Raw genomic sequence first — 14,862 nt, forward strand, 5'->3', positions numbered from 1 at the left:
CGAACCCATTCGGCATTGGTCAGATCACCCCGCCCCATGCAGGGCACAACGAGCAAAGGATCCGACAGTCACATGATCCGCCGGACAGAACCTAGGGTCTGTCGTCCGGATCACGCCGGGCTCGCGGGCCCTGGCATGATCCGGACGAAGAACCCTAGCCGTCCGACGGGGTGCCCCCGCCGGTGCTCGGCCTGGTCGGCGCCTCAGGCGGTGGCGCGGGACTCCCGCGGCACCTTCCTGCGGCCGCCTGCCCCGCTTCCGCCCGCGGCGACCCGCTCGGCTGGGCCCGCCTGCTCGCGTACTCCGACCCGGCCTCCTACTTCTGGAGAATCGCCAGATCCTCCTCCGCCTGGGGGACCGCCACCGTGCCGTGGTCGTTCGGCAGGGTCTGGACGGTGAAGGCGGGCAGGCCGGTGCCGGTGACGGCGAGGGTGCGCGCGGCGTAGACGGGGCCGCCGGACGTGGGCTCCACCGTGAGGGCGTACGTGCCCTTCAGGCCGGCCGGGACCGGGGCGGCGATGTCCTGCGTGGTGCCGGACTTCACCGTGTACGTCCTGGTGACCGGCGTTCCGCCCTCGCTGCCGGCCGACGCGGTGACCTTGACCGTGGCCGTGGCGGTGGGGGCCGTCAGGGCGAGGGTCGTGCCCTTCGCCCTGTTGTCGGCCGACGTCGCGCGCGTGCCGACGGGGGCGGTGGCCGGGATGAACGCCGTTTCCTTGTTGCCGCCCTTGCCCCGGACGACCTGGAGCGCCGCGACGACCGGGACCGGCCGGCCGGTGGGCGTCAGGACCAGGGAGCCGGCCTCGCCGCGGGTGACGTCGCCGAGGTCCACCGCGCCGGTCATGCCGGACTTGACGTGCAGGGTCTCGTTCCCGGCCGGGGTGATCAGGCCGTCGGGCGAGGCCAGGCGGATCTTCAGGTCGGCGTCGTCGTCGCCGGGTGTGAAGGCGATGAGGCGGACGTCGGTGGCGTCCTTCGGGATGCCGGGCAGGACCAGGCTGCCGGCCGGGTCGGCGGCGGCGGCCAGCCAGTCGCCGCCCGCCTTGTCGTCCAGGGCCTGCACGGCCGCGCCGACCCGCCCGCTGCGGACGCCGACGTGCAGCGTCAGGTCGGCCTGCCGCTCGTCGGTGAGCGTGGAGAGCAGGAACGCCTTGCCGGTGTGCGGCTTGACGGTGAGGTTCTCGCCCAGCGGGGACTTGATCGCCCCGTCTTTGCCGAACAGCTCGATGTCGACGACGGCGGCGGAGTCGTCGGGGTTGGTCAGGTGGACGTAGTCGGTGCGGCCGGCGGCCGTGGCGGCGCCCGGGAACCAGAACTCGGTGTCCGCGCCGGTGCAGTTGACACCCAGAAGGCCGCGGCCGGTGCCGACGGGGACCTCGGTGGTCTCCTGGAGGGTCCAGCCGGGGGCGAAGCCGCCGTCCGCCGTGCCGACCAGTGCGGGCGCGGCACCGGAGGTGTCGCCGGTGACCGGCGTGCCCGGCGCCTTCGGGGTGAGCACCGGCCGGCCGGTGCTCTGCTTGCCGCCCTTGCCCTTCCCGCTCCCGGCCGCGTCCCCGTCGGCGGTCCGGAGCCGCGCCGTGCCGTTGTGCGCGGCGCCCTTGGTGACGGGGGTGAACGACGTGTACGTCGTGTCGGCGATGTCCGAGTCGCTGGGTGCCGGGCACAGCAGGCCGGTGCGTTCGACGGGCAGCCGGGCGGCTGTCCGGGGGGCGGCGGCGCCGGACGCGGCCGGTGTGGCGACCGCGGCGAACGCGGTGACGGCGGCCAGCGCGGCCGTGCCTGCGAACAGGGACAGGGTGGTGCGGTTCACTGCTGGCTCCCGTCGGGGCGCTCGTTGCCGGTGCCGTGGGGATGGGCCGGGTCGTAACCCTGCCGGGCGGGGTCCTGGGCGGGGTCGTAACCCTGCCGGGCGGGGTCCTGGGCCGGGTCGTAGCCCTGCCGGGCGGGGTCGTAGGCTGGCGCGTACCCCTGGTCGTAGCCCTGCTGCTGGTACGCCGCCGGGTCGTACGGGGGCTGGTCGGCGCCGTCGTTGTAGGCGTACGGGTCGTAGGGGGCCGCCTGGTAGGGGTCGGGCTGCTGGTACGTCTGCTGGTCGTAGCCCGTCGCGGTGCGGTACGGGTCGGTGCCGTAGCCGCCGTCTCCGGTGTCGCCGTAGGTGGCCGGGTTCCACTCGTCGTAGGACTGCTGGTGGGGTACGGCCACCGGGGGCTGCTCGGGGGGTGCGGGCGCGGCGGGCAGGTCCTCGGCGGGCGGTTCCTCGGCCTGGGCGCGCAGGCGGCGGGCGCGGCGGCCCTCGCCGGTGACGGCCTGCGCGGGCACGGGCCGCTCCTCGGGCAGGTCGTCGTCGACGTCGCGGCGGCGGCCGGGCAGGGCGAGGACGACCAGGACGACGGCGAGCGCCCCCTGGGCCCACAGCCAGGCGGTGTGGGCGAGCGGCGCGTCGTAGGTGACGTCGAGCCTGCCGCCGGCGGACGGCAGCCGGAAGCCCTGGGCCCAGCCGTCGACCGTGGTCGGGGTGAGCGGCTTGCCGTCCAGGGTCGCCGTCCAGCCGTCGGCGGCGCTGTCGGCCAGGCGCAGGACGCGGCTGCCCGAGCCGGCGGGGATCGTGGTGTGGATCTCCACCGGTCCCGCGTCGACCGGCCGGCCCGGGCCGGCGGCGGGCACGATTGCCGCGCGGGAGACCTCCTGGTCGACGCGCCACAGGGCGTTGCCGCTCTGCCGGCTGAGCCGGGACAGGCCGGGGGTGGCGTCCAGCACGCGGGTGATGTCGCGGGGGGCGCCCTGGTGCACGAGGACGTAGCGCACGGCGAAGCCGCCGAGTTCGTCGGCCTGGTCGGCGCCGGAGCCGGCGACCAGGTTGGCGACCACCTTGTCCAGGCGGGCGTTCTCACCGTCGGCGGCGGCGAGTTCGGCGTCCCCCATGCGGGCACCGGAGCCGCGGACCAGGGTGTAGCGCACGCGCGCGGTGGAGTCGCTGTCCAGGATCAGGGTGCGGGCCCGGTCGCCGGTGGCGGAGTCCTCGGCGACGAACGCGGGCACCTGTGACGGGTCGCGGCGCTCCAGGGGGCCGTCGGCGCCGCGGATCATCCAGCCGGCGGCGACGAGCAGCGGGCCGGCGGCCGAGGCGAAGGCGATCAGGGCGGCGACGGGCTGACGCCAGCCGAAGCTCTGCTCGGCCACACGCGCGCGTGCGCCGTCGGCGCCGAGGGCGGCGGCGGCCAGCAGGGCGATGCCGTAGACGAGGGTGGCCGGTCCGGCCCAGGCGGAGCGGTTGGACAGGACGGCGGACACGAGGCCGACGAGGGCGACGGCCCAGGCGCTACGGATGCCGAGCTGCCGTTCGGAGCGCAGGAGGGCGGCGAGGGCGGCGAGCACGATGCCGATGAGCATCAGGCCGTGCACGGTGCCGGGGCCGCCGGGGCTGGCGCCGAGCAGATCCAGCGCGGAGGCCGCCGAGGGGCCGTACTCCAGGCCGGCCTCGCGGAAGAAACCGGCCGGCAGGAGGGTCAGCGACCAGGGCGCGAGGACGAGCAGCGGGGTGCCGAGCTGGACGAGGAAGCGCAGGCCGTGGGCGACGAGGTCGCGGCGGCGCAGGGCGAGTACGCCGAGGCCGAGGACCAGCGCGACGGGCCAGACGATCGGCGTGAAGGCGGTGGCGATGCTCAGCAGCAGCGCGTACGCCCAGGTGGCTCGCCAGCTGCCGGGGGCGCCGGCGCGGTGCGCGAGGCCGCTCGCGGCGACGCCCGCGCGCGCGATGAGCGGGAGCAGGACGGCGAGGACGGCGGTGCCGATGTGGCCGCCGGCCAGGGCGCCGGTGGTGGCGGGCAGGAAGGCGTAGCCGATGGCGGCCCAGGCGCGCAGCAGCCGGGAGGTGACCAGGGGGCGGGACGCGAAGTAGGCGGTGCATCCGGCGAGCGGCAACGAGCAGACCAGCAGGACGGTGACGGCGAGCCCGGTGGAGCCGAACAGGAGGGAGCCGAGGGCCGCGACGAAGGCCAGGTAGGGCGGTGCGGCCGGGGTGCCGCCGGAGCCGACCGGGTGCCAGGCGTCCAGGTAGCGGGACCACAGGTCGCCGGCGTCGGCCGGGGCCGGCAGCAGGGCGCCGCCGGCGAGCGCGCCGCCGCCGAGCAGGGCGCGGCAGGCGGCGAGGGAGACGAACAGCAGGGCGAGGAAGAGCACCGGGCCGGGCCGGCGGGCGATCCGCCGGAGCCGGGCGAACTGCTCGACCTCGAGGAAGTCGGCGTCGTCGCCGCCGGGCCCGGACTCCACGGCACCGCCGTGCCGGCCGGCCGAGGTGGTGTCGATGTCGGAGTCGCTGGTGAAGTGGCCCGCGAGCTGTTCCACGGTGGCCCGGACGGTGGCGCCCGGCGGCGGGAACAGGGCGCGCAGTTCGCCCTTGTCGGTCTTCGCGGGGCCGCGGCGGCGCCGGGCGGCGATGATCCGCTCGGGGCGCAGCAGGGTGCTCAGCAGGCCGCGGATCTCGTCGAGGGCCTGTCCGGGGACCTTGCCGACGAGGTAGGCGAGGGTCCGCAGGACGGTGCCGAGGACGATCCGCGTCAGCACCCAGGGCAGCGCTGCCGTACGGGTGTTGACGAGGAGGGTGTAGACGGCGCCGGCCTTGTCGACCTTGTGCGGGGAGGCGGTGGTGCGGCCCGCGCAGTCGACGGCGCGGCGCTCCCGGGAGGCGGCCTCGGCGTGCCGGACGACCGCGTCGGGGGCGACCAGGACGCGGTGGCCGGCGGTGTGGGCGCGCCAGCACAGGTCGACGTCGTCGCGCATCAGGGGCAGCCGGCGGTCGAAGCCGCCGAGCTGTTCGTAGACGTCGCGGCGGACGAGCATGCCGGCGGTGGAGACGGACAGCACGGTGCGGACGTGGTCGTGCTGGCCCTGGTCCTGTTCGCGGCGGTCCAGGCCGGTCCAGCGGCGGCCGGAGTTGGCGAGGGTGACGCCGACCTCCAGCAGCTGGCGGCGGTCGTACCAGCCGCGCAGCTTGGGGCCGACGACCGCGACGTCGTCGCGGCCGAGTTCGAGTTCGGTGTCGACGACCCGCAGGAGCTGGGCGAGGGCGTCGGGTTCGGGCGCGCAGTCGTCGTGCAGCAGCCACAGCCACTGCACGGGTTCGCCGTGCGGCAGTTCGGGCAGGTCGTAGGCATCGTCGCGCCAGCTGCGCGTGACCGGGTCCCAGCCGCTGGGGCGCTTGAGGTACGGCAGATCCTCCGGGGTGAGGACGGGCGCGGTGCGGCTCGCCTCCTCCACGGCCTGGCCGAAGCCGGTACGGCGGGCGAGGTGCAGCACGTTTGCGTCGCCGAGGGCGTCGGTGAGCAGCTGGGCGGAGCCGTCGGCGCTGCCGGTGTCGGCGGCCACCGCGTACTGCACGGGGCGCTCCTGGCCGAGCAGCCCGGCGAGCGCGTCGGGCAGCCAGCGGGCGCCGTCGTGGGAGACGAGGACCGCGGTCACCACATGGCGCGGGAACTCAGGGGTGGCGGTGCCGTCTTGGGCCGCCGTATGGCTGTGCACGGACATCGAGGTACGGGCCCCGGTTCGATGGACTGCGGTGGACGCCCGCGCCTCCTCGTGCGTCGAGGGGACGGCGGGGCGTCTCGGACGAGCGACCACACTATCGGCTGGCCATGACGACGGCCCGCCGCCTGTGGACAACCCACCGGCGCCGGGCCGTTCGTGACGCTCCCGTGTGTACGCGTGCGTGTGCGCATCCGCGTACGGCTGTGCGCGTTCGGCCGTACGCGTGCGGCTGTGCTCAGACGGCGGCCTTCTTCAGCCGGCGGCGTTCCCGCTCGGACAGGCCGCCCCAGATGCCGAAGCGCTCGTCGTTGGCGAGGGCGTACTCGAGGCACTCGGAGCGGACCTCGCAGGCGAGACAGACCTTTTTGGCCTCTCTCGTGGAGCCGCCCTTCTCGGGGAAGAAGGACTCGGGGTCGGTCTGGGCGCACAGCGCGCGCTCCTGCCAGCCGAGTTCCTCGTCCGCGTCGTCGACCAGCAGTTGCTGCACCAGCTCGGTCATGTGCGCCCCTCGTCCGTCTTTCACGTCCCCGTGCGTGGCCGTTACCGATTCCGGCTGAACGACACGAGTGAAATTACAAGTGTGCTGCTCCGGGCGAGTCAAGCCGAGATCTGCTATTGGGCCCGTTATTCACTCTGCGGAACCAAGGCCGTGCGGAAAGTGTTCAAATCGGCCTAAACCTTGACACGCAGACGGGACCCACGGGGTGGCCGAAACCCCGTACACCTGTCTGTACGGAGAAGGACGTCCCCGTGTTCGATCGCGTTCCGTGAAGCTCGCGCGCTCGGATGTGCCCCATGTGTCCCGGCATCCCGGTGAACAAACCTTTCACCTGTCAGAAGAACCGGATGAGGTGAAACATGTCCCACATACCGGGCGACGAGTTGACAGTGCCGGTGTGAACCGGTGTCCTAGTGGGCATGCTCGCGAACTCGGCACCCGCCTCGACCCGCTCCGCCGGGTCCCTCGGTGCCGCCCGCGCGCGCTGTAGCTGTTGTTGCTGTCCCAGCTGTTGAGCCCAGCCCGCTCCGGCTGTCCCCGAGTCCATCCCGGCTCGGCCGCGTTCCCCGCTCCGTGATCCCGCACCGGGGCACCCGCCCGCCCGTGACCCGGGCGGACCGCACGCGTCACCCGGCTCCACGCCCCAGCTCCAGCCCCCCACTCTTTCGCCGAGGACCACCGCACCCCGATGAACAGCGACAACGACCTCCAGATCGCCGGCGACATCCTCGAAGTCCCGCACCTGCTCCAGCCGCCGCGCGAGCACCCGGCCACCATCGCCGAATTCGCGGGACTCGCGCGCTCGATCGCCGCCGACCGCGCCCAGTGGGCGCACCTCGTCCGCTACGACGCCACCACCCGCTGGTACCACCGGCTGCGCACCGGCCCCGGCTACGAGGTGTGGCTGCTGTCCTGGGTGCCCGGACAGGGCAGCGGGCGGCACGACCACGGCCGCTCCTCCGGTGTGCTGACCGTCCTGGAGGGCACCCTCACCGAGCGCACCGAGCACGGCACGCGCGCGCTGACGGCGGGCACGCCGCACGGGGGCGGCGGGGAGTGGGGACGGGTGTTCGCCCCCGGTTACGTCCACGAGGTCGTCAACGACACGCTGGAGCCGGCCGTCAGCCTGCACGTGTACTTCCCGGGGCTGACCGAGATGCCGATGCACGGCTCCCCCCACTGCGAGGCGCGCACCGGGCCGCGTCCGGTGACTGCCTGACACCCGGCCGGAACCCGGCCGCCGGGAACCCGGCTGCCCGGAATCCGCCGGCGCCGCGTCCGGTGACTGCCTGACGCGTTGTCGTACCCGCCTGCGAGACTTGCCCCATGCGCATTGTGGTTCTGGCAGGCGGCATCGGTGGTGCCCGTTTCCTGCGTGGTCTGAAGCGGGCCGCGCCGGACGCGGACGTCACGGTCATCGGCAACACCGGCGACGACATCCATCTCTTCGGGCTGAAGGTCTGCCCGGACCTCGACACGGTGATGTACACGCTGGGCGGCGGCATCAACGAGGAGCAGGGGTGGGGGCGGGCCGACGAGACCTTCCACCTGAAGGAGGAACTGGCGGCCTACGGCGTCGGGCCCGAGTGGTTCGGGCTGGGCGACCGGGACTTCGCCACGCACATCGTGCGGACGCAGATGCTCGGCGCCGGCTACCCGCTGAGCGCGGTCACCGAGGCGCTGTGCGAGCGCTGGCAGCCGGGCGTGAAACTGATCCCGATGACCGACGACCGCGTCGAGACGCACGTGGCCGTCACCCTGCCCGGCAGCGGCTCCGCCGCGGGCGAGGGTGAACGCAAGGTGATCCACTTCCAGGAGTACTGGGTGCGGCTGCGCGCCTCCGTCCCGGCCGAGGCCGTCGTCCCGGTCGGCGCGGAGCAGGCCGAGCCGGCCCCGGGCGTCCTGGAGGCCATCGCCGCTGCGGACGTCATCCTCTTCCCGCCGTCCAACCCGGTCGTGTCCATCGGCACGATCCTGGCCGTGCCCGGCATCCGCGAGGCCATCGCCGACGCGGGCGTGCCCGTGGTCGGCCTGTCCCCCATCGTCGGGGACGCGCCCGTGCGCGGGATGGCCGACAAGGTGCTCGCCGCGGTCGGCGTGGAGTCCACGGCCGCCGCGGTCGCCGAGCACTACGGTTCCGGCCTGCTGGACGGCTGGCTGGTCGACACCGTGGACGCCGGCGTGGTGGAGCGGGTCGAGGCCGACGGCATCCGCTGCCGGGCCGTGCCCCTGATGATGACCGGCCCGGACGCGACCGCGCAGATGGCACGGGAGGCGCTGGCGCTGGCCGAGGAGGTGCGGGGAGCGTGAGCGAGGAGCGGCCCGCGCAGGAGCGCCCGGAGTACTCGGTCCGGGCCCTGCCGGGCATCCCCGAGGTGCAGCCGGGCGACGACCTGGCCAAGCTGATCGCCGCGGCCGAGCCGCGCCTGGCCGACGGGGACGTGCTGCTCGTCACCTCCAAGATCGTGTCCAAGGCCGAGGGCCGGGTCGTCCGGGCGGCCGACCGGGAGGCCGCGATCGACGCCGAGACGGTCCGGGTCGTGGCCCGGCGCGGCCCGCTCCGCATCGTGGAGAACCGGCAGGGCCTGGTCATGGCCGCCGCCGGGGTCGACGCCTCCAACACCCCCGCCGGGACGGTGCTGTTGCTGCCCGAGGACCCGGACGCGTCCGCGCGCGCGATCCGCGCCGGCCTGCGCGACACCCTCGGCGTCAACGTCGGTGTCGTCGTCACCGACACCTTCGGGCGACCCTGGCGCGCCGGGCTGACGGACGTGGCCATCGGCGCGGCCGGTGTGCGCGTGCTGGACGACCTGCGCGGCGGCACCGACGCGCACGGCAACCCGCTCAACGCGACCGTCGTCGCCACGGCGGACGAGCTGGCCGCCGCCGGTGACCTGGTCAAGGGCAAGACGGCCGGCCGGCCCGTGGCCGTGGTGCGCGGCCTGCCGCACCTGGTGACCGCCGCCCGGGACGGCACGGGCGGCCAGGACGGTGCCGGGAGCGGGGAGGGTGCCGAAGGCGCGCGGGCGCTGGTGCGCACCGCGCGGGACGACATGTTCCGGCTCGGCACCTCCGAGGCGGTCCGGGAGGCGGTGACCCAGCGGCGCACGGTCCGGGCGTTCACCGACGAGCCCGTCGACCCCGGCGCGGTACGCCGCGCGGTGGCCGCGGCGGTCACCGCGCCCGCCCCGCACCACACCACGCCGTGGCGGTTCGTGCTGCTGGAGTCTGCGGAGTCCCGGACCCGGCTGCTGGACGCGATGCGCGACGCCTGGGTGGCCGACCTGCGCCGGGACGGCAAGAGCGAGGAGTCCGTCGCCCGGCGGGTCCGGCGCGGGGACGTGCTCCGCAACGCGCCCTGTCTCGTCGTGCCGTGCCTCGTCATGGACGGCTCGCACACGTACGGGGACGCGCGGCGGGACGGCGCCGAACGGGAGATGTTCGTCGTCGCCATGGGCGCGGGCGTGCAGAACCTGCTGGTTGCGCTGGCCGGGGAACGGCTGGGCTCAGCGTGGGTGTCGTCCACGATGTTCTGCCGCGACGTGGTGCGCGAGGTGCTGGAACTGCCGGCGGGCTGGGACCCGATGGGCGCGGTGGCGGTCGGCCATCCGGCCGGGGAGCCCGCCCCGCGTCCGCAGCGGGACGCGGGGGCGTTCCTCGAGGTGCGGTGAGCGGGCCGGACACCGCCTAGTCTCTTAGGACAGCCCCGGCAGCTCTAGGACCCCCCAGTGGCAGGACGTTTTCCCCAGCGCCCCACGCGTACGACCGTACGCGGCGGGCATGCCGCCGTACCCGCGGGCGCCGGGGCCGGGGTGCCGCGGCAGGTGAGCGCGCCGGCGCGGGTACGGCGGTGGGTGCCGGACGGGCCCGTCGACCTCGGGCTGGTCCTCGGACCGCTCCGGCGCGGGCCCGCCGACCCGACGTTCCGGGCCACGGCGGACGGGTCCGTGTGGCGGGCCGCCCGTACGCCCGCCGGGCCGGGCACGCTGCGGGTGCGCGCGTACGGCGGTGAGGTGCTCGGTGAGGCGTGGGGGCCCGGAGCCGAGTGGCTGCTGGAGCAGCTGCCGGAACTGCTCGGTGCCGCCGACGACCCCGGCGCGTTCGTGCCGCGGCACCGGGTGGTGGCGCTGGCGCGGCACCGGCGGCCGGGGCTGCGGCTGACCCGGACCGGGCTGGTACTGGAGTCGCTGATCCCGTCCGTGCTGGAACAGAAGGTCACCGCGGACGAGGCGTACCGGGCGTGGCGGCTGCTCGTACGGCGGTTCGGGGAGCCCGCGCCGGGACCCGCGGGGGTGGGGGAACGGCCGATGTCCGTCATGCCCGCGCCTCGGACGTGGGCGCTGATTCCCTCCTGGGAGTGGCACCGGGCCGGGGTCGACGACAAGCGGGCCTCCACGATCCTGCGGGCCGTGCGGGTCGCCGCGCGGCTGGAGCAGGCGGTCGCGATGCCCGCGGAGGCCGCTCGCGCGCGGTTGGAGGTCGTGCCGGGGGTGGGGCCGTGGACGTCGGCCGAGGTGGTGCAGCGCAGTCACGGGGCGGCGGACGCGGTGACGGTGGGCGATCTGCATCTGCCGGGGATCGTGGGGTGGGCGCTGGCCGGGGACCGGGACGCGGACGACTCCGTGATGCTGCGGCTGCTGGAGCCGTATGCCGGGCAGCGGCACCGGGCGGCTCGGCTGATTCTGCTGAGCGGGTGCGTGCCGGGGCGGCGGGTGCCGAAGATGCCTCGGGTGGATATCGGGTTGTGGTGAGGGGGCCGGGACGCTGCCGCCGGGCGTCGGGGGGCCGTCGGGCGCCGGGGACTGCCGCCGGGCGCCGCGTGGAGACGCTCGCCTGAACCGGCCAGGCGCCGCCGGACACCCCGTAGGGACGCTCGCCTGAACCGGCCAGGCGCCGCCGGACACCCCGTAGGGACGCTCGCCTGTACCGGCCAGGCGCCGCCGGACAACAGGTGGGGACGCTCGCCGGCGCTGGCCGGGTGCCGCTGCGCCCACCCGTGCCGCCCCAGCGGCACGACTGCCCGCAGCTGGGGCAGGTGTGCCGGTGGGGGGCGGTTGGTTGGAGCCGGGGTGGCGGCGGAGGCCGATGGGGGCGGTGGTTACTGGTCGGGGGAGAAGCGGAGGGCGGCCGGGGGGATGCGGGCGTCGCACCAGACGCGTGCTCCCTCGCGCAGTTCGTTGTCGGCGCCCACGACCGCGCCGTCGCCGATGACCGTGCCGGTGAGGACGGAGCGTTCGCCGACGCGGGCCCGGGCGCCGATGAGGGAGTCGGTGATGACGGCGCCGGGTTCGATGACGGCGCCGGGGAGGATGGCCGAGCCGGAGACCCGCGCGCCCGGTGCGACGTACGCGCCCTCGCCGACCACCGTGCCGCCGGTCAGTTTCGCGTCCGGCGCGACGGTGGCCGTGGGGAGGATCAGGCGGTCGCCGCGGCGGCCGGGGACGGCCGGGGACGGCGCGCGGCCGAGGACCAGATCGGCCGAGCCGCGTACGAACGCGACGGGGGTGCCGAGGTCCAGCCAGTAGGTGGAGTCGACCATGCCCTGGAGGTGGGCGCCGGCGGCCAGCAGCCCGGGGAAGGTCTCGCGTTCGACGGAGACGGGGCGGCCCGCCGGGATCGCGTCGATGACCGAGCGGCGGAAGACGTACGCCCCCGCGTTGATCTGGTCGGTGACGATCTCCTCGGGGGTCTGCGGCTTCTCCAGGAAGGCCTGGACGCGGCCGGTCGCGTCCGTGGGGACGAGACCGTAGGCCCGCGGGTCGGTCACCTTCGTCAGGTGCAGGGAGACGTCCGCGCCCGTCGATTCGTGCGTGCGGACGAGGGCCCTGATGTCCAGGCCGGTCAGGATGTCGCCGTTGAAGACCAGGACCGGGTCGTCGGGGCCGGAGCGCAGGCGGGAGGCGACGTTGCGGAGGGCGCCGCCGGTGCCGAGGGGTTCCTCCTCGGTGACGTACTCCAGGTGCAGGCCCAGCGCGGAGCCGTCGCCGAAGTACGGTTCGAACACCTCGGCGAGATAGCTGGTGGCGAGGACGATGTGCTCGACGCCCGCCGCCCTCGCCCGGGCCAGCTGGTGGGTGAGGAACGGAACCCCGGCGGCCGGGACCATCGGTTTGGGCGTGTGCACGGTGAGCGGCCGCAGCCGCGTGCCCTTGCCGCCGACCAGGAGGATCGCTTCTGTCACCTGTCGTCTCTGCTTCCTGCCGGGTCCGGCCGCACCACTCGTCGACTGTCGTTTCGGCCGGTCAGTGTATGCAGACCGGGCGGTGACACTCGCGGTGGCCGCGCGGAGTCCCGCCGGATCGGCGCGCGGTTTCCCCCGGCCGACCCCCGGTCGGGGACCTCGGCCGCCCCTCCCCCGCCGGCTCCGGCCTCAGCGTCCCTGGTAGCGGGCCGCGCTGGAGCGGGCCGTGCCGAGCTTGCCGTAGAGGCGTTTGCCGGGGCACTCGGTGGCGAATCCGTCCCGGTGCCCGGAGATCACGTGGAGCCGTACGGTCCTGCCCCGGGGGTAGCGGTTGCCGCCGCCCGAGGTGAGCGAGGTCTTTCCGCGCGGATTGCCGCCGTAGAGCCCGAATTTCCAGGCGGTCAGCCGGGCGACGGCCCTCACCGCGGCGCTCGACGGCCTGCTCGCGCCGTACGAGCCGATCACGGCGATGCCCAGGCTGTCGCTGTTGAACCCGAGGGTGTGCGCGCCGAGGACCGCCTTGGCGACGCCGCCGGCCCGGCCCTCGTAGAGGGTTCCGCACTTGTCGACGAGGAAGTTGTAGCCGATGTCCCGCCAGCCCATGCTCCGGACGTGGTAGCGGTAGATGCCGCGGACGACGGCGGGGGCCTGGGCGCAGGTGTACCGGTTGCCCGAGGCGGTGTGGTGGACGAAGGCCGCCTTGACCTTCTTCGTGTAGACGGACCCGCGGCGGCGCAGCGACTCGTCCGCGCCCCAGCCCCGGCGCGTGACGATCCGCGGGCGCGGCCCGACGTACGGTTTCGCCCGCGTGGGTCCCTTCAGGCGGGTCAGTTCCCGTTCGGTGTCCCGCCGGTCCAGCTCCGGGATCGCGGTGGCGCCGGACCGGGTGATGCCGGCGGCGGAGGCGGGCGGCGCGACCTCCGTGCCGGGGGCGGTGCGCGGCGAGCCGGGCAGCGGCTCCCCCGGGTTCCCCGGCCCGCCCTTCTCCTTTCCGGGGTCGACCAGTTCCAGGCGCAGTCCCGGCGGCAGGACGGACCGCGACGCTCCGGCACGCCCGCCCCGGGCGCCCCCGGTGCCGGAACTTCCGGCGCTCACCCGTACGTCGACGCCGTCCGAGTCGCCCACCCACAGCGGAGCGGTGGCCCCGCGGGCGGAGCGTTCGGCCGTACCCGGGTCGGCGCCGTGGTCGGCGTTGTGCGCCTCGACGTCCTGCCAGCCGGACCACTTCCCCGTCGCGACGGAGCGCGTCCGCACCTGGACCCGTCCGCGCAGCGCGGTGTCCGGGTCGTCCCAGACGACCCCGGCCAGCGCGAAACGGCCGAGGTGCGCGCGGTACAGCCCCTGTTGGGGGGCCGTGCCGTGGACGCGCTCGCGGGTGAGCGGCACCAGGGGCAGCGACCGGGTGCTGCCCGGGATCGCGGCCCCGGTGAGTCCGCCGGCGCCGGCGGCCCCCGGTATCCGCCCGGACACGGCGGTCGCGGGCGGCGCCGGCGCGAGGGCGACGACCGCGGCGCAGGTGAGGCCGATCGAGCGGACGGCGAGCGGGGAGACGCCGGAGGGGGAGGTGAGGAGTCCACGCATGGGCTGATCGTGGACATGTCCGTACACGTCTGTCCATCGGGGAACTGCCGGGCCGCCGTGGGCCGTTCCACCGGACCGGTGGCCTCGGCACGAGGTGCGCGCACCGGCCCGCGCGTACCCTGTGCCGGGTGAACGCCACCGATCGCACCCCTGCCGACCTGCTGACTTCCGCGCTCGCCGCGGACCCCGGCCGCCCGCTGGTGACCTTCTACGACGACGCCACGGGCGAACGCGTCGAACTGTCCGTGGCCACCTTCGCCAATTGGGTGGCCAAGACCGCCAACCTCCTTCAGGGCGACCTCGCCGCCGGGCCCGGTGACCGGGTCGCGCTGCTCCTGCCCGCGCACTGGCAGACGGCGGTGTGGCTGCTGGCGTGTTCCTCGGTGGGCGCGGTCGCGGACGTCGCGGGGGATCCGGCGGCGGCCGACGTCGTCGTCAGCGGACCCGACTCCCTGGAGGCCGCGCGGGCCTGCCGGGGTGAGCGGGTGGCGCTGGCGCTGCGGCCCCTGGGCGGGCGGTTCCCGCGGACGCCGGAGGGCTTCGCCGACTACGCGGTGGAGGTGCCGGGGCAGGGGGACCGGTTCGCTCCGTTCGCGCCGGTGGATCCGGAGGAGCCGGCGCTCATCGTCGCCGGGCGGGAGTTCAGCGCGGCCGAGGTGGTCGAGCGGGCCTCGGCGCAGGCGCCGTCGCTGGATCTGACGGGGCCGGGGGCGCGACTGCTGTCGGGGCTGCCGTACGACACCTGGGAGGGGCTAAGCGCCGGGCTGTACGCGCCGCTGGCCGTCGGGGGGTCGGTGGTGCTGTGCCGGCATCTGGAACGTGTGGACGAGGACCGTCTCGCGGAGCGGGTGCGGAGCGAGAGGGTGACGGCGGTCCGGCGGTAGGCCCGGGAGGCCGGCCGCGAAGGCCGGCACCGTGGCCGCGAGGACGGCGACCACCGGGACGACGCCGACCGCTCGGACGGCGGACCCGCAGACCGCGGACCCCGGACGGCAGACCCCGGACCCCCACCGCTCGGACGGCAGACCCGCAGACCCCGGACCCCGGACGGCAGACCCCGGACCCCCACCGCTCGGAC

At 75.2% G+C, this 14,862-nt stretch carries 10 protein-coding genes; 5 read left to right on the forward strand and 5 right to left on the reverse strand.

Features of this window, described 5'->3' with window-relative positions; all coding sequences use genetic code 11:
- Positions 1-316 precede the first annotated feature (316 nt).
- The 3 genes from ABZ117_RS04810 to ABZ117_RS04820 all read right to left on the reverse strand — a co-directional run bounded on the left by ABZ117_RS04810 (position 317) and on the right by ABZ117_RS04820 (position 6,022).
- On the reverse strand, positions 317-1,810 hold the full coding sequence (locus ABZ117_RS04810) for a DUF5719 family protein (RefSeq protein WP_356817411.1): 1,494 nt from the start codon (positions 1,808-1,810) through the stop codon (positions 317-319).
- A complete protein-coding gene (locus ABZ117_RS04815; RefSeq protein ID WP_356817413.1) occupies positions 1,807-5,523 on the reverse strand; it encodes a glycosyltransferase family 2 protein in 3,717 nt (1,238 codons plus the stop codon). The genes ABZ117_RS04810 and ABZ117_RS04815 overlap by 4 nt, the downstream gene beginning before the upstream one ends.
- Before the next feature lie 235 nt (positions 5,524-5,758).
- Positions 5,759-6,022, reverse strand: a complete 264-nt coding sequence (locus ABZ117_RS04820) for a WhiB family transcriptional regulator (protein WP_003975777.1) — start codon at positions 6,020-6,022, stop codon at positions 5,759-5,761.
- A gap of 688 nt (positions 6,023-6,710) precedes the next feature.
- On the opposite strand from ABZ117_RS04820, the gene ABZ117_RS04825 reads away from it, so the two are divergent.
- From ABZ117_RS04825 to ABZ117_RS04840, 4 genes are all read left to right on the forward strand, one after another.
- Positions 6,711-7,241 (forward strand): cysteine dioxygenase family protein, encoded by a 531-nt coding sequence (locus ABZ117_RS04825; protein ID WP_356817415.1) that lies wholly within the window; start codon positions 6,711-6,713, stop codon positions 7,239-7,241.
- A 107-nt stretch (positions 7,242-7,348) separates the two neighbouring features.
- The gene (cofD, locus tag ABZ117_RS04830) at positions 7,349-8,332 is read left to right on the forward strand and encodes a 2-phospho-L-lactate transferase (RefSeq protein WP_356817416.1); all 984 of its coding nucleotides are present in this window, start codon (positions 7,349-7,351) and stop codon (positions 8,330-8,332) included.
- Entirely contained in the window at positions 8,329-9,693 is a 1,365-nt protein-coding gene (locus ABZ117_RS04835) for a coenzyme F420-0:L-glutamate ligase (protein ID WP_356817418.1), read from the forward strand. Before cofD ends, ABZ117_RS04835 begins: the two co-directional genes overlap by 4 nt.
- 57 nt (positions 9,694-9,750) lie before the next feature.
- Positions 9,751-10,773, forward strand: coding sequence for a DNA-3-methyladenine glycosylase 2 family protein (locus ABZ117_RS04840; protein ID WP_356817420.1), 1,023 nt, complete (start codon positions 9,751-9,753; stop codon positions 10,771-10,773).
- Between the two features lie 347 nt (positions 10,774-11,120).
- Here the strand turns inward: ABZ117_RS04840 and ABZ117_RS04845 are convergent, their stop codons facing one another.
- Complete coding sequence (locus ABZ117_RS04845; protein ID WP_356817422.1) at positions 11,121-12,203, reverse strand: NDP-sugar synthase; 1,083 nt, start codon at positions 12,201-12,203, stop codon at positions 11,121-11,123.
- A 189-nt stretch (positions 12,204-12,392) separates the two neighbouring features.
- On the reverse strand, positions 12,393-13,784 hold the full coding sequence (locus ABZ117_RS04850) for a peptidoglycan recognition protein (RefSeq protein WP_356817424.1): 1,392 nt from the start codon (positions 13,782-13,784) through the stop codon (positions 12,393-12,395).
- 128 nt (positions 13,785-13,912) lie between these two features.
- Here ABZ117_RS04850 and ABZ117_RS04855 point away from each other — a divergent pair, with 128 nt between their 5' ends.
- Positions 13,913-14,668, forward strand: coding sequence for a TIGR03089 family protein (locus tag ABZ117_RS04855; RefSeq protein ID WP_356817426.1), 756 nt, complete (start codon positions 13,913-13,915; stop codon positions 14,666-14,668).
- Positions 14,669-14,862 lie beyond the last annotated feature (194 nt).

The sequence above is a fragment of the Streptomyces sp. NPDC006309 genome (genome assembly GCF_040613095.1).
Classification (GTDB): Bacteria; Actinomycetota; Actinomycetes; order Streptomycetales; family Streptomycetaceae; genus Streptomyces.